The following is a 17,829-nucleotide window of genomic DNA, read 5'->3' on the forward strand; positions in this document are numbered from 1 at the left end:
CGGGCGCGGCGGCGACTCAGCGGGCGTGCCGGCGGGGGATCTCCGCGTCGGGGCTGGGCGTCGGGCGGACCGGCCGGTAGCGGGCCAGCCAGCCGACCAGCTCCTCGGCCGGCATCGGCCGGGCGTAGAACCAGCCCTGCGCCGCGTCGCAGCCCGCCGCGTGCAGCATGCGCCAGGTGCGCTCGTCCTCGACGCCCTCGGCGACCACCCGCAGCCCGAGCGCCTTCGCCAGCTCGATCGTCGACCTGACGATCGCCGCGTCGTCGGCGTCCTCGGCCATGCCCAGCACGAAGGAGCGGTCCACCTTCACCTCGGACAGTGGCAGCCGCCGCAGGTGCTGGAGGGAGGAGTAGCCGGTGCCGAAGTCGTCCAGCGAGATGCCCACACCGATCCGGTGCAGCCGGGTGATGGTGGCCAGCACCCGACGCGGGTCGGCCATCAGGGCGCCCTCGGTGATCTCCAGTTGCAGCCGCTGCGGCGGTACGCCGTAGCGGGCGAGCCGGTCGGCGATCTGGTCGGCGATCTCCCCGGTGTGCAGGTCCCGCACGCTGACGTTGAGCGCCGCGGGCAGGCCCATCCCGGCGGCCGACCACTTGGCGAGCTGTTCCACCACGTCGTCCACCACCCGACGGGTGAGCAGCCGCATCACCGCGCTCTGCTCGGCGACCCGGATCAGCTCCTCCGGGTCCACCATCCCCCGTCGGGGGTGCCGCCAGCGCAGCAGCGCCTCCACCCCGACCACCTCGCCGGTCGCGATGGCGATCTGCGGCTGGTAGTACATGGTGATCTCGCCCGCGTCGACGGCCGGGGCGGTGTCCGCGTCCCGCCGGCCGGCCGCGTCGTGCCGGGCCACCCGCCGGCCCGTCGGGGCGCGGTCGCCGCCGCGGTCCCCCGCGCCGTCGTCGACGGGCGGGCCCTGCCGGCGTACGACCGCGCCGCCCTGCCCGCCGGGACGCCCGGCGCCGTTGCGGCGGCCGGGGCCGTCGCCCCGGTCGGGGCCGGTCTCCCCCGCGGCCAACGCCCGGCGGCGGATCGGGTCCGCGGCGGTCACGATCCGGTCGATCAGCTCGTCGCCGGGCGGCGGACCGGGCCGCTGCCGGCGGCGGCGCAGCCGCCAGCGGCCGGAGCCGGCGGTGAGGCCGGCGACGTCGGCCGGGAGTTCGGCCCCGTCCCCGCCCCGCGCGCCGCCGGCCCGCCCGTCACCCGGCAGCCGGCCGCCCGGCGTCCGTCCCGTCGGGACGGTCACCGCCCCGTCGCCCGGGGAACCGTCGCCCGGGGAACCGTCTCCTGGGGAGCCGTCTCCCGGGGAACGGTCGACGTCCCCGCCGGGCGGGACGCCGGCACCGTCCACGGCGGGCGGGGCGGTCGCGGGACGGCCCGCCTCCAGCACCCGGCGCAGGTCGGCGAGCAGGCCGAGCCGCTCGGCGGAGTTGTGGTCGGACTCGGCCGCGTAGACCGCCACGGTGTCGTTGCGGTGCTTGGCGTCGTACATCGCCACGTCGGCGTGGCGCATCAGGGTCGCGAAGTCCTCGCCGTGCTCCGGGAAGAGCGCGATGCCGATCGAGCCGCCCACGTCGAGCGGCAGCCCGTCCAGCGACACCGGCTCTGCCAACGCCCGGACCACCCGGCCGGCGAGTTCCCGGGCCTCGTCGACGTCGGCCAGGCCGGTCATCACGATGGCGAACTCGTCCCCGCCCAGCCGGGCGACCATGCCCTCACCGACCACGTCGGTCAGCCGCGCGCTCACCTCGACCAGCAGCCGGTCCCCCACCGCGTGCCCGAGCGCGTCGTTGACGTTCTTGAACCGGTCGAGGTCGATCAGGAGCAGGGCGAGCCGGGCGCCCGGCTCGCCGCGGGCCGCCCGTTCGGCGTGCACGTGCACCTGCTCGCCGACCTCGGCCAGCAGCGCCTTGCGGTTGGGCAGGCCGGTGAGCGGGTCCAGGGCGGCGAGCTGCTGCTGCTCGACACTGAGCCGGGCCATCCGGTAGACGGCGAACAACGGCACCAGCACCAGCGGGATCAGCGCCGCGCTGGCCCGCGCCGCCGCGACCAGCACCGGGGCGAGCAGCAGCAGCGAGCCGGTGGAGAGCAGCTCGAAGCCCAGCCCCTGCCGCAGGCTGGGCCACCACCGGTCGCCGAAGCGCAGCCGCACGGCCACGCTGACCAGCGCGTAGTTGACGGCGAACCAGGCCACCGTCGCGCCGCCCACCGCCAGCACGTCCGTCCCGCGCAGCCGGCCGTCGTCGAAGATGCTCCCGGGCCCCAGCCAGGTCACCGCGTACGCGGCACCCAGGGCTGCCGCGTACTGGGCGGCGTTGAAGGCGGTCCGCCACGGGGCGTGGCCCATCCGCCAGCCGGAGACGACGACGGCCACCGCCTGCACCAGGACCGCCGGGCCGAACCCCCAGCCGAGCAGGATGGCGAAGGTGAAGCAGGTGGACGGGAAGACCGCGGAGGTCTGCCGGCGGCCGGGCGGGACGAACGGGCGCGCGTCGCAGCCGACGGCCAGGGCCGCCATCACCCAGAACGCCACCGGCAGTCGCGGCAGCTCGGCCGGGAGGTCGAGCAGCGGGCGTACGCAGAGCACCGCCGCCAGCGCGACCACCGACCAGACGAAGGCGAAGAACGGGCGTGCCCGGCCAGGCGGAACGGAGTTTCGCGAGTCCGCGGACTCCATCACACCTCCCGAGCGCTCGGTCCACGGGCGTGACCGGTCGCACGCCGTGCCACCAATGAAACGCCCTCCGTGTCGTAATGCCCGGCACGACAGTCGCGAATCGGTCGTAGTCGTAATTAAGTTGGTATCTCGACCTGCCCCCGCCGGGCCGGTGGCGGCTTGCGCCCGGTCGTCACTCCTCGGTGCGGGCGACCTCCCGGGCGGCCTCCGGGCCGGCGTCGAGCAGCACCCGGAAGCCGTCCTCGTCCAGCACCGGCAGCTTGAGGCTGGCCGCCTTGTCGGCCTTCGAGCCGGGATTCTCGCCCACCACGACGAAGGACGTCTTCTTGGAGACGGAGCCGCTCACCTTGCCGCCCCGGCTCTGGATCGCCTCGGACGCCTGGTCGCGGCTGAACCCGGGCAGCGTGCCGGTCACCACGACGGTGAGCCCCTCCAGGGGGCGCGGCCCCTCGTCGACCGCCTCCTCCGCCATCCGTACGCCGGCCTCGCGCCACTTGCGGACCACCTCGCGGTGCCAGTCGACGGCGAACCACTCCCGGATGCTCGCCGCGATCGTCGGCCCGACGCCGTCGACCGAGGAGAGTTCCTCCTCGCTGGCCCGGTCGATCGCCTCGACGGAGCGGAAGTGCCGGGCGAGCGCCTGCGCGGCGGTGGGGCCGACGTGCCGGATGGACAGGCCCACCAGCACCCGCCACAGGTCGCGCTCCCTGGCCACGGCCAGGTTGTCGAGCAGCTTGACGGCGTTGCTGCCGAGCGTGCCGTCCTTGTTGACGAAGAAGGGCGAGCGGGCGAGCTGCTTCTCGTCCAACGAGAACAGGTCGCCCTCGTCGGTGATGACCTGGGCGTCGAGCAGCGCTGCCGCGCCCTTGTGGCCGAGGGCCTCGATGTCGAACACCTTGCGGCCGGCGAGGTGGTAGACCCGCTCGCGCAGCTGACCGGGGCAGGTGCGGGAGTTGGGGCAGCGGATGTCGACGTCGCCCTCCTTGGCCGGCGCGAGCGGCGTGCCGCAGGCCGGGCAGGTGGTGGGCATGACGAACGGCCGGGCGTCGGCGGGGCGCAGTTCGACCACCGGGCCGAGCACCTCGGGGATCACGTCGCCGGCCTTGCGCAGCACCACGGTGTCGCCGATCAGGACGCCCTTGCGTTCGACCTCGCGGGCGTTGTGCAGGGTGGCGTACGCGACGGTGGAGCCGGCCACCTTGACCGGCTGGAGGACGGCCCGCGGCGTGACCCGGCCGGTGCGCCCGACCTCGACGTCGATGTCGAGCAGCTTCGTGTTCACCTCCTCCGGCGGGTATTTGAAGGCGATCGCCCAGCGCGGCGCCCGGCTGGTCGAGCCGAGGCGACCCTGGATGGAGACCGGGTCGACCTTGACCACCACGCCGTCGATCTCGTGCTCGACGTCGTGCCGGTGCTCGGCGTAGTGGGCGGTGTATTCCGCGACACCGGCCAGGTCGGGCACCACCCGCCAGCGGTCGCTGGTCGGCAGCCCCCACGCCTTCAGCGCCGCGTAGGACTCGGACTGCGTCACCGGCTTGAAGCCGCGGCGGGCGCCGATGCCGTGCACCACCAGCCGCAACGGCCGGGAGGCGGTGATCCGCGGGTCCTTCTGGCGCAGGCTGCCCGCGGCGGCGTTGCGGGGGTTGGCGAACGGGGCCTTGCCCTGCTCGACCAGCCCGGCGTTGAGGTCGGCGAAGGCGGCCACCGGGAAGTAGATCTCGCCGCGGACCTCGACGAACTCCGGCACGTCGCCGAACTCGGCCGACGTGGCGAGCTGGCCCGGCACGTCTCGGATGCTGCGCACGTTGGCGGTGACGTCCTCGCCGGTGCGGCCGTCGCCCCGGGTCGCCGCCCGGACCAGCCGCCCGCGTTCGTAGGTGAGGTTGATGGCGAGACCGTCGACCTTCAGCTCGCAGAGGTAGGGCACCGGCCCGCCCGCGTCGCGCTCGACCCGCTCGGCCCAGGCCGCCAGCTCCTCGTCGGTGAAGGCGTTGTCGAGGGAGAGCATCCGCTCGGCGTGGGCCACCGGGGTGAAGTCGGTGGAGAAGGTGCCACCGACCCGCTGGGTGGGCGACTCGGGGGTGCGCAGCGCCGGGAACTGCTCCTCCAGCGCCTCCAGCTCGCGCAGCTGCCGGTCGAACTCGGCGTCGGGGATGGTCGGCGCGTCCAGCACGTAGTAGCGGTACTGGTGTTCCGTCAGCTCCTGGCTGAGCGTGGCGTGCCGTTCCCGGGCGTCGGGGGTCGGCTCGGCACCGGCCGCCGCCTCCTGTGCCGGAGTGACCTGCTGGGCAATGGCTTCCTCGGACACCGTGCGACCTCCCGTGATTCCGCTACCCCGGCACCGTAGCGGTCCGGTGGGACAGTCCGCCGGCCACCCGTCGCGCCCGACCGGCGCCGGGGCCCCGGCCGTGCGAGGATCGCCGGACGGCGGGGCCGCGGGGGCGGGTCGCTCCGCCGTCACACCCGCGGCGTCCGCGCCGCGCCCACTGACCAGGCGGGGGTACGGATGCCGGAATGGCTGCTCTGGGCGGCGGCGATCGTGCTGGCCGTGGCCGCCGGCTGGGCGTGGAACGACCGGCGACGGGGCGGCCGGGACGCCGCTCCGCGTCCGCCCCGGCGGCCGGGTACCCGGCCCGGCCGCAGGACGCCGTCGGGCGGTCCCGGCCGCTCCACCGCGCCGCCCCGCCCGCGTACGGCCGAGCGGTCCCCCGCCGGGGCGCCGCGTCCCGGCGAGATCTGGTGGGCCGACGTCCCGTACGCCGACGGCACCGGCTCGAAGGTGCGGCCCTGCCTGGTGCTGCGGGCCGACAGCCGGGGAGCCGACGTCCTGAAGATCACCAGTCAGGACAAGAGCGCCCGGGACGACCATGTCCGCATCCCGACCCGCGAGTGGGACCCCGACGCCGAACACGACAGCTTCGTCGACCTGGCCGAGCCGGCGCACGTCCCGCTCGCCGACTTCTCCCGCCACGCCGGCGCCTGCGATCCCGCCCTGTGGCGCCGCATCCGCCGCCTGCCCCACCTGCCCGGCGCCTGAGGCGCAGCGCACCCCCGACCGGGCCGACCGCGCCCCCGCGCCCCGGGCGCGACGGTTCCCGTCCGCGCGCCTCCGGGTGCGACGGATCCCGCCCGCGCGCCCCGGGGTGCGACGGATCCCGTCCGCGCGACCGGGGCGGGGCGCCGGCCCGGGCGCGGGCGTGGCGGGGTCAGTCCCAGGCCCGGGCGAGGGTGGTGAGCTGGTCGGCGTACTCGATGCGGTCGGCCCACGGGGCGGGCCAGGCCGCCATGCCCAGGGCGGTGCCGACGAAGGCGCCGGCCAGCGCGGCGATCGAGTCGGAGTCGCCGGCGGTGGTGGCGCCCCGGGCCAGCGCCGCCACCGGGTCGTCGGCGTGCCGGATCGCGCAGAACAGGGCCGTGGCCAGCGCCTCCTCGGCGATCCACCCCTCGCCGGTGTGCCGGCACGGGTCGCCGCCGTCGTCCGGGCCGGCGAGGGCGGCGTCGAGGCGGTCGAGGACCGCGAGGCACTCGTCCCAGCCCCGGGCGATGAAGTCCTCCGGCGCGTCCACGCCGGGGCGCTGCCACAGGTCGCCGAGCCAGTCGGCGCGGTAGACCCGCCGCTGGTCGCGGGCCCGCTCGGCGAGCAGCCGGGGCAGCTCCGCCAGCGCCGCGCCGTCGCGCAGCAGCCGCACCGCGTACGCGGTCAGCTCGCTGGCCGCCAGGCCGGTCGGATGACCGTGGGTCAGCCCCGCCTGGAGCTGGGCCAGCCCGGCGAGGGTGTCCAGGTCGACGTCGACCAGGCCGACCGGGGTGACCCGCATGTTGGCCCCGCAGCCCTTCGAGCCGGCCACCGTAGCCTCCTGCCAGCGCGCCCCACGCCCGAGTTCCGCGCAGGCGCGCAGGCAGGTCATGCCCGGCGCCCGGTTGTTCTCCGGGCTGGCCGCCCAGTCGAGGAAGCGGCGGCGCAACAGCGGCTCCACCGCCTCCGGGGTCGGCGCGGGCGCGTCGTGCAGCGCCCAGCCGACCGCCAGCGCCATCTGCGTGTCGTCGGTCACCAGCGCCGGGTCGCCGGCGAGCTCGCGCGGGCCGGCGGGCCCGTAGCGGCGAACGATCTCGGCGACAGTCAGGAACTCGGTCGGCTTGCCCAGCGCGTCACCGTAGGCGAGGCCGAAGAGGGAGCCGGCGGCCCGCCGGAGCGAGGTGTCGATCATTCCCGCGATCATGCCGCCCGCCCGCAACCCGCACCACTCGACGGAGTCGGCTGCGCCGGCGTGCCGGGTCGGCTCACTCGGGGAAGACCAGGCAGAAGGGATGGCCGGCCGGGTCGGCGTAGACCCGGAAGTCGTCGCCCTCGCCGGGCAGCCGCCGGGCGCCGAGCGCCAGCACCCGCTTCTCGGCCGCGTCCACGTCCGTCACCTGTACGTCCAGGTGGAACTGCTGGGGGCGTTCCGGGTCGGGCCACGCCGGCGGGCGCAGGTCGGGTGCCTTCTGGAAGGCGAGGCGGTGCCCCGAGCCGGCGACCACGACCCAGCCGTCGTCGCTGGCGTCGGGATCGACGGGCAGGCCCAGCAGCTCCGAGTAGAAACCGGCCAGGGCCCCGGGGTCGGGACAGTCGATGACCACGGTGCGCAGTTGTCCGATCATGTCGGCCTTCTGCCCCGCCCGTACGACGGGAAACCTCAGTCCTCGGCGAGCCGCCGTCCCGCGTCCCGGCAGGCGGCGAGCACCGCGCGCGCGTACTGCGGGGTGGCGTGGGCGAGGCCGCAGGCCGGGGTCACCACGACCTGCTCGGCGAGGCGCCGGCGGGGGAACCCGAGGCGGTCCCAGAGCTGGCGTACGCGGTCGGCGACCTGCGCCGAGGTCGGCGCGCGACCGGCGGCCGACGGCCCGGTGGGCGCGGCCCCGGCCAGCAGCCCGAGCCCCGCGTCGATCGCCTCGCCCAGCGGGTCCAGGTCGGTGACGAGACCGAGGTCGAGGGCCACGCCGACGGCACCGGTCGAGCGGATCAGCTCCAGCGGCACGTCCGGCGCGCAGCAGTGCACCAGGGTCGGCACCCCGGCCGCCTCGACGACGGTGCGCAGCAGCGACGCGGCGACGCTCGGATCCACGGCCCGGTACGCGCCGAGCCCGCTCTCGGTGGGCACCCGCCCGGCGAGCACCGTCGGCATCGACGGCTCGTCGAGTTGGAGCAGCACGGTGGCGCGCGGCAGCCGGCGGGCGACCGCCGCCACGTGCCCGCGCAGCCCCTCGGCGAGCGAGTTGGTGAGGTCCCGGACCGCGCCGGGGTCGCGCAGCATCCGGCCGCCGATCGGCAGCTCCAGGGACGCGGCCAGGGTCAACGGGCCGCCGGCCTGGACCTTGACGGGCCCCGCGTACTCCTCGGCCTGTTCGGCGAGCTGGTCGAGGTCGCGTTCCATCAGGTCACGGGCGCGGCGCACGTCCCGTCCCGGGCGCGGTGCGATCCGCCAGCGGGCGGCGTACAGCTCCACCGGCAGCTCGACCAGCAGGCCGGCGGTCCGGCCGATGAGGTCGGCGCCGGGGCCCCGGGCCGGCAGCTCCGGCAGGTGGGGCAGGGCGGGAAGCTCTCCGAGGACGATCCGCTGCGCCTCGGCGATGTCGGTGCCGGGAAGCGAACCGATGCCGGTCGCCGCGCCGGCCGGCCAGGGCCACACCTGATCTGTCACGGCCGAAGACTATCCGGTCCGCGGATCGGCGGGTGGGTCGTCAGCCGGCGATGGTGGCGGAGCCGAGCACGACGTCGCCGGCCGGGTCCGGCCGGTACGCCACGATGGCCTGACCGGCGGCGACCCCGCGGACGGGGCGGCGCAACTCGGCGCGCAGCCCGTCGGCGGTCAGCTCGACGGTCGCCGGCACCACGTCCCCGTGCGCCCGCAGCTGCACCTCGCACTCCAGCGGCGCGTCGGGGCGCGGGCCACCCGTCCACACGGGACGCTCGGCGCGCACCCGGGAGACCTCCAGCGCCTCGGCCGGGCCCACCGTCACGGTGTTGGTCTTCGGCGTGATTGACAGCACGTAGCGGGGCCGTCCGTCCGGCGCCGGGCGGTCCAGGTGCAGGCCGCGTCGCTGCCCGACCGTGTACGCGTACGCGCCGGTGTGGCTGCCCACCACCGCGCCGGTGGCGGCGTCCACCACCGCGCCGGGCGCCTCGCCGAGCCGCTCGGCGAGGAAGCCGCGGGTGTCCCCGTCGGCGATGAAGCAGATGTCGTGCGAGTCCGGCTTGTCGGCCACCGCCAGCCCCCGCCGCGCGGCCTCCTCGCGGACCTGGGCCTTCGTCGAGTCCCCGAGCGGGAAGATCGACCGGTCCAGCTGCTCGCGGGTGAGCACCGCCAGCACGTACGACTGGTCCTTGGGCAGGTCGACGCTGCGACGCAGCAGGCCGTCCGCGCCGAGCCGGGCGTGGTGGCCGGTGACCACGGCGTCGAAGCCCAGGGCCACGGCCCGGTCCAGCACCGCGGCGAACTTGATCTTCTCGTTGCAGCGCAGGCAGGGATTGGGCGTACGGCCGGCTGCGTACTCCGCGACGAAGTCGTCCACCACGTCGGCGTGGAAGCGGTCGGCCATGTCCCACACGTAGAACGGGATGCCGATGACGTCGGCGGCCCGCCGGGCGTCGCGGGAGTCCTCCAACGTGCAGCAGCCGCGCGCGCCGGTGCGGTAGGTCTGCGGGTTGCGGGCCAGCGCCAGGTGCACGCCGGTCACGTCGTGCCCCGCCTCGACGGCCCGCGCCGCCGCGACCGCCGAGTCGACCCCGCCCGACATCGCCGCCAACACCCTCACCGGCTCACTCCCTTCACCCCACCGACCCTATCCCCGCCCCACCCCCACCCCACCCACCCACCTGCCCTCCCCGCCCCGTCCTCCCGTCGATCGTGCAGTTGTGCTGGGGGACGAATGCCGCGGGAAGTCATGCTTCGGCACCACAACTGCATGATCGCCGCAGGGGTGGGGCGCGGGGCGGGGTGGGGTCAGCGGGGGGTGCGGAGGGCCGCGGCGCGGCGGGCGCGCTCGACGGCGGCCGGGAGGGCGGCGATGAGGGCGTCGACGTCGGCGGGGGTGCTGGTGTGGCCGAGGGTGAAGCGCAGCGAGGAGCGGGCGCGGTCGTCGTCGGCGCCCATGGCGAGCAGCACGTGTGAGGGCTGGGCCACCCCGGCGGAGCAGGCGGAACCGGTCGAACAGGCGATGCCCTGGGCGTCCAGCAGGAGCAGCAGGGCGTCGCCCTCGCAGCCGGGGAAGGAGAAGTGCGCGTTGCCCGGCAGCCGGTCGGTCGGGTCGCCGTTGAAGACGACCTCGGGCACCGCGTGCCGGACCCGCTCGACCAGGTCGTCGCGGAGCGCGGCGACCCGGGCCGCGTACTCCTGCTGGCCCTTGACCGCCGCCTCCAGGGCGACCGCGAAGGCCACGATGCCGGCCGTGTCGAGGGTGCCGGAGCGCACGTCGCGCTCCTGGCCGCCGCCGTGCAGCAGCGGGGTGGCCGACACGTCGCGGGCGAGCAGCAGGGCGCCCACCCCGGTCGGCCCGCCGAGCTTGTGCCCGGTCACGGTCAGCGCGGCGACCCCGTCGACGGAGAAGTCGACCGGCACCTGCCCGACCGCCTGGATCGCGTCGGTGTGGAACGGCACCCCGTGCTCGGCGGCGACCGCGGCCAGCTCGGCGACCGGCTGCACGGTGCCGACCTCGTTGTTGGCCCACATGGCGGTCACCACGGCGACCCGGTCGCCGTGGGCGGCCAGCTCGGCACGCAGCTCGTCGGGGCTGAGCCGGCCGGCGGCGTCGACGGAGAGCCAGCCCACGCCGGCGCCCTCGTGGTCGGCCAGCCAGTCCACCACGTCGAGCACCGCGTGGTGCTCGACGGCGCTGGAGACCACCCGGTCCCGCCGGGGGTCGGCGGACCGGCGGGCCCAGAAGATGCCCTTCACGGCGAGGTTGTCGCTCTCGGTCCCGCCGCCGGTGAAGACGACCTCGGAGGGCCGGGCGCCCAGCGCGGCGGCCACCCGCTCCCGCGACTCCTCCACCCGCCGTCGGGCACGGCGGCCCGCCGCGTGCAGTGAGGACGCGTTGCCGACCTCGCGGGCGGTGGCGACGTACGCCTCCAGTGCCTCGTCGAGCATCGGAGTGGTCGCCGCGTGATCCAGGTAAGCCATCACGGTTCAGCCTACGACCGGCGCCGGACCCGGCGGTGGCCGGAGTACGCCGTGCGGGGCCGGGGCGGAGGGCGTGCGCTCCCGCCCCGGCCCCGCGCCCGCAGCCGGAGCGGGGATCCGGTCAGGCCGGCACGGCGGTGACCACGATGTTGTCGCGGTACCGGCGTGCCTCGGCGTCGAAGGGCCCGCCGCAGGTGATCAGGGTCAGCCGGGGCTTGCCGTCCCGGGCGAAGTAGCGGTCCAGGGGGATCTTCGTCTTCCGGTACTCCTCCCGGGCGACGACCCGGTACTCCCTGCGGACGCCGTCGCCGCCGGTGGCGGCGAGGGTGTCGCCGCGGTCCAGCTCCCGGAGCCGGAAGAAGGCCCCCTCGCCCTGGGTGGCGCTGTCCACGTGCCCGGCGACGACCACCGACCCCGCCCGCGCCTCCAGCCCCGGGCCGTGGCGGTACCAGCCGATCCGGTCCACGCTGGGCGGCACCTCGAACTCGCCGGTCGCGCCGTTGATGCCCACGGCGTCGACCGTGGCGGTGACGCCGATGGCCGGGATGACCAGCCGTACGGGCGGGACGGTCCGCGTACCGCCGGGCAGCTCGCCCCGGGTCACCGGCACCGACGGGCCGGCGGCCGGCGGGCTCGGGGCGGCGCCGGCCAGGTCGGCGGCCTCGGTCGCGCCGACGTTCCCGGCCGGCCGGGAGCCGCAGGCGACCACGGTCGCGACGGTGAGCGCGGCGACGCCGGCGGCCACGGCCGCCAGCGCCCCGCGGTGGCGCACCGTCACCTGCGACCGGTCCGGGCGGTGGCCACCCGCGCCCCGCCGCCGACCAGGAGCAGCACGCCGGCGCCGGTCAGCACGTACCACCAGGTGTCCACGCCGGTGCCGGCCCGGCCGCCGTCGCCGCTGGGCACCCCGGCCGGGGCCGAGTGCAGACCGGTGATGGTCTGCGCCACGACGCCCAGGTTCTTCGCCTCGGCCGAGCCGATGGCGTACACGATCGTCGCGGTGCCCTCCTTGAGGTCGAGGTCCGCCGGCCCGATCGCCACGGTGTCGGTGCCGGCGAGCACCACGTCCGCCTTGACGGTGCCCGCGTCGACGTCGCCCTTGGCCTCGTTCGGGTTGGTGAGGCCCTCGAAGACCGGGGTGCCGCCGGCGCGTACGTCCACCGCCGGGGCGGCGGCGGTGTGCCGGACGATCAGCCGGGCCTTGCCGGCGGCGACCTTGCCGGTGTCGTTGACGAACGGCGTGATCTTCGGCTTGCCGGCGGCGTCGAGGTGGGCGGCGAGGCTGATGTTCGCCCCGCCCGGCACCGCGGCGTCGTCGACGCTGAGGATGGCCTGGGCGATCGGCTCGCCGGGCTTGGTGAGCGCGATGTCGTACGCGCCCTCCTCGAGGTTCAGCGGGCCGGCCACGTCGCCGGGCTTGAAGTTGTCCAGCGTCTTCTCGCCGTTGACGTAGACGTCGACCGGGGTGTCCGGAATGCCGTGCACGACGGAGACCTTCGACGAGGCGGCGTACGCGGGGGTGGCGGTGAGGGCGCCGGCTCCGGCGAACGTCAGCGCGGCGACCGCGCCGCCCGCGGCGACCCGACGGAAGTACGAGAGCTGCATGTCTGCCTCCTGGTGATTGGTACTGGTTCGTCAGGCCTGGTGTGCAAAACGAGTTACGCCCGGTCCACCACCGCCGGATGCGGCCGGCGGCGACTTCTTTTCGTCCGTCACAGCCGCATCCGTCCGCCGCCCGCGGAGCGAAGAGCTGCTGAGACCAGACCGACCGGAGAGGTGGGGCGATGGCTGTGGGAGCTACAGTCGGGCATGCCCCCAGGAAGGCGATCCGCCCTGTGACAGCGGCACGGCAGGAGCCGGACCCACCCGTGGACGACCTGGCCGCCCGCTTCCGTGCGGGCGACGAGCTGGCGCTGCGGGAGGCGTACGACCGGTACGGCCGGGCGGTCCTGCACCTGGCCACCAGCACGTTGGCCAACCGCAGCGACGCGGAGGACGTGACCCAGACCACCTTCGTCGCCGCCTGGCTGGGGCGGGACACCTTCGACCCGGCCAAGGGCTCGCTGGTCGGCTGGCTGCTCGGCATCGGCCGGCGCAAGGTCATCGACCGGCTGCGGGCCTCCGCCCGGGAGACCCGGGTGGTCGAGACGGTCCGGCAGCTGCCGGAGTCGGCGCCGGCCGGCCCGGATCCGGACACGGTGGTCGACCGGCTCGTGGTCGCCGACGAGCTGGCCCGACTGCCCGACGACCAGCGGCGCATGCTGGAGTTGGCGTTCTTCGACGACCTGACCCACCAGCAGATCGCGACGGTGACCGGGGTGCCGCTCGGCACGGTCAAGAGCCACATCCGGCGCGGCATGGCGAGCTTGAAACGCAGATGGGAGGTGGACGGTGCCGCACCTGGACCACGACCGGCTGGTCTTCCTGGCGCTCGGTGAGACCGAGGCGGACGCCGGAGAGAACACCCACCTCGACACCTGCGCGCACTGCCGGGCGGAGATGGAGACCCTCCAGCACGTGGCCGGCCTCGGCGCCGGCGCCCAGGGCCTGCACGACCTGCCCGACCCGCCGGAGCACGTCTGGCAGGGCATCGTCGCGGAGATCCGGGCGGCGGAGTCCCTCCCGGTACTGCCCGGGCCGCGCGCCGAGCGGTCGACCGACGAGCGCCCCTCGGGCGAACCGCCCTCCGACCGGTCGGGCGCGGTGCTCCTCGCGCCGAGGCGGGGGCGCTGGTCGCGCTGGGCCGTGACCGCCGCGACCGCGGTGGCCGCCGCCGCGATCGGCGTCGTCGGCACCGTCGCCGTGCTCGACGCGACCGGGTCGACGCCGGAGCCCGCGCCGCGGCGGGTGGTGCTGGCCAGCGCACCGCTGAAGGCGTACGGCGAGACGCCGCCGGACGCCAACGGCGAGGCCCGGGTCTTCGACAACGGCCGGCTGCACCTGCACGTGGCGAATCTCCCGGACGTCCCGGGGTACTACGAGGTCTGGCTCATCAACCCGCGGAACATGGAGATGTTCTCGGTCGGCGTGCTCGGCGACGCGACGGACGAACTGCTGCCGTTGCCGCCGAACGTGGACCTTGAGGCATACTCGGTTGTCGACGTCTCCGCCGAGGCGTACGACAACAACACCGCCCACTCCGGCAAGAGCCTGTTGAGGGGCACCCTGACGGGCTGATCGGCGGGCCGGCTCAGCTCCCCGGCCCGCCGATCAGCTCCCATCGCCCGCCCCGGCGGCCGGCGTCGCGATGCTGCCCGCCAGGCGACCGGCGGCCCCGGCGACCCGGCCGGCGGCTCAGCCGAGCCGGCGGCCGAAGCGGCCGAACCGCTTGTCGAGCGCGACGATGGCGGAGACCACGACGGCGATGCCCAGGATCCGCAGCCACGCCTGCCCGTCGATGGGCGCCGTGCGGAACAGGTCGTTCATCACCGGCAGGTAGGTCAGGGCGAGCTGGCCGAGGGCCTGCACCAGCACCCCGACGATCAGCCAGCGGTTGCTGAACAGGCCCAGGCGCCAGGGCGAGCGGGTCAGGGAGCGGCAGCTGAACAGGTAGAACGCCATCACGGTGACGAAGAGGTTCACCGCGGCGGTGCGCGCCTGCGCCAGGTCGGCCCCGCCGGAACGCTCCCACTCGAACAGCCACCAGGCGCCCACCACCAGCAGCGCGGAGACCAGCAGCACCCGGACCACCAGCGCGACGGTCAGCAGGGGCTGACCCGGGTCGCGGGGCGGGCGGTCCATGATCCCGGGCTCCCTCGGCTCGAAGGCGAGCGTCAGGCCGAGGAACACCGCCGTGGTCATGTTGATCCAGAGGATCTGGCTCGGCAGGATCGGCAGCGCCGAGCCGAGCACGATAGCGACGAGGATGACCAGCCCCTCCGCCGCGTTGGTGGGCAGCGTCCAGGTGATGAACTTGGTCAGGTTGGCGAAGACGCCGCGCCCCTCCGCGACGGCCGTCTCGATGGTGGCGAAGTCGTCGTCGGTCAGCACGACGTCGGCGGCCTCCTTGGCCACTTCGGTGCCGCTGCGGCCCATGGCCACCCCGATGTTGGCCTGCCGCAACGCGGGGGCGTCGTTGACCCCGTCACCGGTCATCGCGACCACCTGGCCGTCGGCCTGCAACGCCTCCACCAGCCGCAGCTTCTGCTCGGGCGAGACGCGGGCGAACACCGACGCCTGCCGTACCGCCGCGGGCAGTTCCCCGGCGGGCAGCGCCGCCAGGTCGGCGCCGGTCAGCACGTCGCCCGGCCCGGGCTCGGTACGCAGCAGCCCGAGCCGGCACGCGATGGCGCTGGCGGTGGCCAGGTGGTCCCCCGTGATCATCTTCACGTCGATCCCCGCGCGGTGGCAGGACCGGACGGCCGCCGCGGCGGCGGCCCGGGGCGGGTCGAGCATCGCGTGCAGCCCGGTGAAGACCAGGGTGCCGGCCAGTTCCTCCTCCGCGAGCCCGTCCGCCGGGCCGACCGGTCGCATCGCGGTGGCGAGCACCCGCAGCCCCTCGGCGGCCAGTTCGTGGGCGGCGGCCAGCACGGCCGGGGCGTCGAGTGGTCCGGTCGAGCCGTCGGGACGCGCCGCCGAGCCGGACCACTCGACCACCCGCTCCACGGCCCCCTTGACCAGCACGATCCGCCCGCCGTCGGGACGCTCGTGCAGGGTCGCCATGAACTGCCGCTCCGAGGTGAACGGGACGGCGGCCACCCGGGGCAGCTCCGTGGCGACCTCGTGCGCGTGCAGCCCCACCTTGGCGCCCGCCACCAGCATCGCCCCCTCGGTGGGGTCGCCCAGCACGACCCACCGCCCATCCCGCTCGTCCAGCCGGGCGTCGTTGCAGCCCACGCCGGCCAGCAGCGACCAGCGCAACGCGCCCTCCCCGGTCGGGGCCGGGCCGCCCCCGGGGTCCCGGATCTCGCCGGTCGGGGCGTAGCCGGTCCCGCCGACCTCGTAGCGCCCCTGCGGCGTCCAGAGCACCTGGACCGTCATCTGGTTCTCGGTGAGGGTGCCGGTCTTGTCGGTGCAGATCACCGTGGTGCTGCCCAGCGTCTCCACCGCCGGCAGCCGCCGGATCACCGCCCGGCGGCGGGCCATCCGGGACACGCCGATCGCCAGGGTGATCGTCACGGCGGCGGGCAGCCCCTCCGGGATCGCGCCGACGGCCAGCGCCACGGCGGCGGTGAACGTCTCGCCGGCGTCCTGCCCCCGCACCACGCCGATGCCGAAGGTCACCGCGGCGAGGAGCAGGATCGCCACGGTGAGCAGGCGGCTGAACCGGGCGAGCTTGACCGTCAGCGGCGTGTCCAGCACCTCCGCGCCGCCGACCAGGCGGTGGATCCGGCCCAGTTCCGTCTCCGCCCCGGTGGCGACCGCGACGCCGACGGCCGTGCCGCCGGTGAGCAGGGTGCCGGAGTAGAGCAGGTTGCGGCGGTCGGCCACCGGCGTCTCGGCCGGTACGACCAGCTCGTCCTTGCGTACGGGCAGCGACTCGCCGGTCAGCGCCGACTCGTCGGCCCGCAGTTCGGCGGCGCGGACCAGCCGCAGGTCGGCGGGCACCTTCTCCCCCGCCTCCATCAGCACCAGGTCCCCGGGGACCACGTCGTCCGACGGCACGTGGCGCTGCCGGCCGCCGCGCAGCACCCGGGCCTGCGTACGCACCATCGCCCGCAGCGCGTCGAGGGCCGCCTCCGCACGGGACTCCTGGAGGAAGCCGACGACGGCGTTGACGAGCACCACCCCGAAGATCACCGCCGAGTCGACGTACTCGGCGAGCAGCAGGGTGACCACGCCGGCGGCGACCAGCACGTAGATCAGCGGGTTGTGGAACTGCCGCAGCAGGCGGCGCAGGACCCCGCCCCCGGTGGCGCTGGGCAGCACGTTGGGCCCGTACCGCTGGAGCCGGGCCGCCGCCTCCTCGTCGGTCAGCCCGTGCTCGGTGTCGGTCCCGAGCAGCAGCACGACCTCGTGCACGGCGAGCGCGTGGTGGTCACCCTCGGACGTCCTGGCCGGCATCGGCACACTCCTGTTCCGCACGGGGACGGCCGCACCGGGTACCCGGGGAGAGCGTCTCCATCGTCGCAGGTCGGCGTGGGGGCCGTGGGTCGTTCCGGGCGGCGACCGGAGAAACGGCGAGGGCCGGGAACCGTGTCGCGGTTCCCGGCCCTCGCGCGGACGGACGTCAGCTCACTTGCGCTTGCGGATCTCCTCCGCGGCCTGCGGGACGATCTTGAACAGGTCGCCCACCACACCGAAGTCGGCCAACTCGAAGATCGGCGCCTCGCCGTCCTTGTTGACCGCGACGATCGTCTTCGACGTCTGCATACCGGCCCGGTGCTGGATCGCACCCGAGATACCAAGCGCGACGTAAAGCTGCGGAGACACCGTCTTACCGGTCTGACCCACCTGGAACTGGTGCGGGTAGTACCCGGAGTCGACCGCCGCGCGGGACGCCCCGACAGCACCACCGAGCAGGTCGGCCAGTTCCTCGACCAGCTTGAAGTTGTCGGCGTTACCGACACCACGACCACCCGAGACCACGATGCCGGCCTCGGTCAACTCCGGACGCGAGCCCTTCTGCTCGGCCACCCGGTCCACGACCTTCGCCAGCTTGTCGGTGTCGGTGACCGCGACGGTGAGCTGCTCCACCGCCGGGCTGGCCGCCGCCGGCGTCGGGTTGACCGAGTTCGGCCGCACCGTCACCAGCGGCAGACCACGGGTGACCTTCGACGTGACGATCGTGGAGCCGGCGAACGCCACCTGGGTGGCGGTGCCGTCGGCGGCCAGGCCGACCACGTCGGTCAGGATGCCGTTGTCCAGCTTGACGGCCAGCCGGGCGGCGATCTCCTTGCCCTCCTGCGACGAAGCCAGCAGCACCGCGGCCGGCCGCACCCGCGACACCAGTTCGGCCACGACGGTCGCCTTCGGCGCCACCAGGTAGCCGTCGATCTCCTCGCTCTCGGCCGCGTAGATCTTCTCCGCGCCGTACTCGCCCAGCCTGGCGCT

The 17,829-nt window shown here is 75.3% G+C and carries 14 protein-coding genes; 3 read left to right on the plus strand and 11 right to left on the minus strand.

Annotated features, from left to right (window positions below; translation table 11 throughout):
* Window positions 1-16 precede the first annotated feature (16 nt).
* Both ACLQ22_RS08740 and ligA read right to left on the minus strand, forming a co-directional pair.
* Window positions 17-2,677, minus strand: a complete 2,661-nt coding sequence (locus tag ACLQ22_RS08740; RefSeq protein ID WP_425691769.1) for a putative bifunctional diguanylate cyclase/phosphodiesterase — start codon at window positions 2,675-2,677, stop codon at window positions 17-19.
* A 172-nt stretch (window positions 2,678-2,849) separates the two neighbouring features.
* Window positions 2,850-4,985, minus strand: a complete 2,136-nt coding sequence (gene ligA / locus ACLQ22_RS08745) for an NAD-dependent DNA ligase LigA (RefSeq protein ID WP_425691770.1) — start codon at window positions 4,983-4,985, stop codon at window positions 2,850-2,852.
* 198 nt (window positions 4,986-5,183) lie between these two features.
* Between ligA and ACLQ22_RS08750 the strand changes: the two genes are divergently transcribed.
* A complete protein-coding gene (locus tag ACLQ22_RS08750) occupies window positions 5,184-5,714 on the plus strand; it encodes a type II toxin-antitoxin system PemK/MazF family toxin (protein ID WP_425691771.1) in 531 nt (176 codons plus the stop codon).
* A gap of 169 nt (window positions 5,715-5,883) precedes the next feature.
* Here the strand turns inward: ACLQ22_RS08750 and ACLQ22_RS08755 are convergent, their stop codons facing one another.
* The 7 genes from ACLQ22_RS08755 to ACLQ22_RS08785 all read right to left on the minus strand — a co-directional run bounded on the left by ACLQ22_RS08755 (window position 5,884) and on the right by ACLQ22_RS08785 (window position 12,441).
* Window positions 5,884-6,885 (minus strand): ADP-ribosylglycohydrolase family protein, encoded by a 1,002-nt coding sequence (locus ACLQ22_RS08755; RefSeq protein WP_425691772.1) that lies wholly within the window; start codon window positions 6,883-6,885, stop codon window positions 5,884-5,886.
* 73 nt (window positions 6,886-6,958) lie between these two features.
* Window positions 6,959-7,318 carry a VOC family protein gene (locus tag ACLQ22_RS08760; RefSeq protein ID WP_425691773.1) on the minus strand — a complete coding sequence of 120 codons (360 nt, stop codon included), beginning with the start codon at window positions 7,316-7,318 and terminating at the stop codon, window positions 6,959-6,961.
* A 35-nt stretch (window positions 7,319-7,353) separates the two neighbouring features.
* Window positions 7,354-8,358 (minus strand): methionine synthase, encoded by a 1,005-nt coding sequence (locus ACLQ22_RS08765; RefSeq protein WP_425691774.1) that lies wholly within the window; start codon window positions 8,356-8,358, stop codon window positions 7,354-7,356.
* Between the two features lie 40 nt (window positions 8,359-8,398).
* Window positions 8,399-9,472, minus strand: coding sequence for a tRNA 2-thiouridine(34) synthase MnmA (gene mnmA / locus ACLQ22_RS08770; RefSeq protein WP_425691775.1), 1,074 nt, complete (start codon window positions 9,470-9,472; stop codon window positions 8,399-8,401).
* Between the two features lie 188 nt (window positions 9,473-9,660).
* The gene (locus tag ACLQ22_RS08775; RefSeq protein ID WP_425691776.1) at window positions 9,661-10,836 is read right to left on the minus strand and encodes a cysteine desulfurase family protein; all 1,176 of its coding nucleotides are present in this window, start codon (window positions 10,834-10,836) and stop codon (window positions 9,661-9,663) included.
* 121 nt (window positions 10,837-10,957) lie between these two features.
* Entirely contained in the window at window positions 10,958-11,614 is a 657-nt protein-coding gene (locus tag ACLQ22_RS08780; protein ID WP_425691777.1) for a class F sortase, read from the minus strand.
* On the minus strand, window positions 11,611-12,441 hold the full coding sequence (locus ACLQ22_RS08785) for a DUF4397 domain-containing protein (protein ID WP_425691778.1): 831 nt from the start codon (window positions 12,439-12,441) through the stop codon (window positions 11,611-11,613). The genes ACLQ22_RS08780 and ACLQ22_RS08785 overlap by 4 nt, the downstream gene beginning before the upstream one ends.
* 230 nt (window positions 12,442-12,671) lie before the next feature.
* On the opposite strand from ACLQ22_RS08785, the gene ACLQ22_RS08790 reads away from it, so the two are divergent.
* Both ACLQ22_RS08790 and ACLQ22_RS08795 read left to right on the plus strand, forming a co-directional pair.
* The gene (locus ACLQ22_RS08790; protein ID WP_366638220.1) at window positions 12,672-13,274 is read left to right on the plus strand and encodes an RNA polymerase sigma factor; all 603 of its coding nucleotides are present in this window, start codon (window positions 12,672-12,674) and stop codon (window positions 13,272-13,274) included.
* A complete protein-coding gene (locus ACLQ22_RS08795) occupies window positions 13,228-14,013 on the plus strand; it encodes an anti-sigma factor (protein WP_425691779.1) in 786 nt (261 codons plus the stop codon). The genes ACLQ22_RS08790 and ACLQ22_RS08795 overlap by 47 nt, the downstream gene beginning before the upstream one ends.
* A 117-nt stretch (window positions 14,014-14,130) precedes the next feature.
* On the opposite strand, the gene ACLQ22_RS08800 is transcribed toward ACLQ22_RS08795, so the two are convergent.
* Window positions 14,131-16,839: an HAD-IC family P-type ATPase gene (locus ACLQ22_RS08800; RefSeq protein WP_425691780.1), complete on the minus strand. Its 2,709-nt coding sequence runs from the start codon at window positions 16,837-16,839 to the stop codon at window positions 14,131-14,133.
* A 171-nt stretch (window positions 16,840-17,010) separates the two neighbouring features.
* On the minus strand, window positions 17,011-17,829 hold an 819-nt coding region (locus tag ACLQ22_RS08805), incomplete at its 5' end, for an electron transfer flavoprotein subunit alpha/FixB family protein (protein ID WP_425691781.1).

The organism is Micromonospora sp. DT178 (assembly GCF_049841695.1).
Classification (GTDB): domain Bacteria; phylum Actinomycetota; class Actinomycetes; order Mycobacteriales; family Micromonosporaceae; genus Micromonospora.

Coding starts and splice junctions, on each gene's coding strand:
- ACLQ22_RS08785 (WP_425691778.1), bottom strand. CDS start 12,441: ATGCAGCTCTCGTACTTCCGTCGGGTCGCCGCGGGCGGCGCGGTCGCC.
- ACLQ22_RS08740 (WP_425691769.1), bottom strand. CDS start 2,677: ATGGAGTCCGCGGACTCGCGAAACTCCGTTCCGCCTGGCCGGGCACGC.
- ACLQ22_RS08750 (WP_425691771.1), top strand. CDS start 5,184: ATGCCGGAATGGCTGCTCTGGGCGGCGGCGATCGTGCTGGCCGTGGCC.
- ACLQ22_RS08800 (WP_425691780.1), bottom strand. CDS start 16,839: ATGCCGGCCAGGACGTCCGAGGGTGACCACCACGCGCTCGCCGTGCAC.
- ACLQ22_RS08755 (WP_425691772.1), bottom strand. CDS start 6,885: ATGATCGACACCTCGCTCCGGCGGGCCGCCGGCTCCCTCTTCGGCCTC.
- ACLQ22_RS08760 (WP_425691773.1), bottom strand. CDS start 7,318: ATGATCGGACAACTGCGCACCGTGGTCATCGACTGTCCCGACCCCGGG.
- ACLQ22_RS08775 (WP_425691776.1), bottom strand. CDS start 10,836: ATGGCTTACCTGGATCACGCGGCGACCACTCCGATGCTCGACGAGGCA.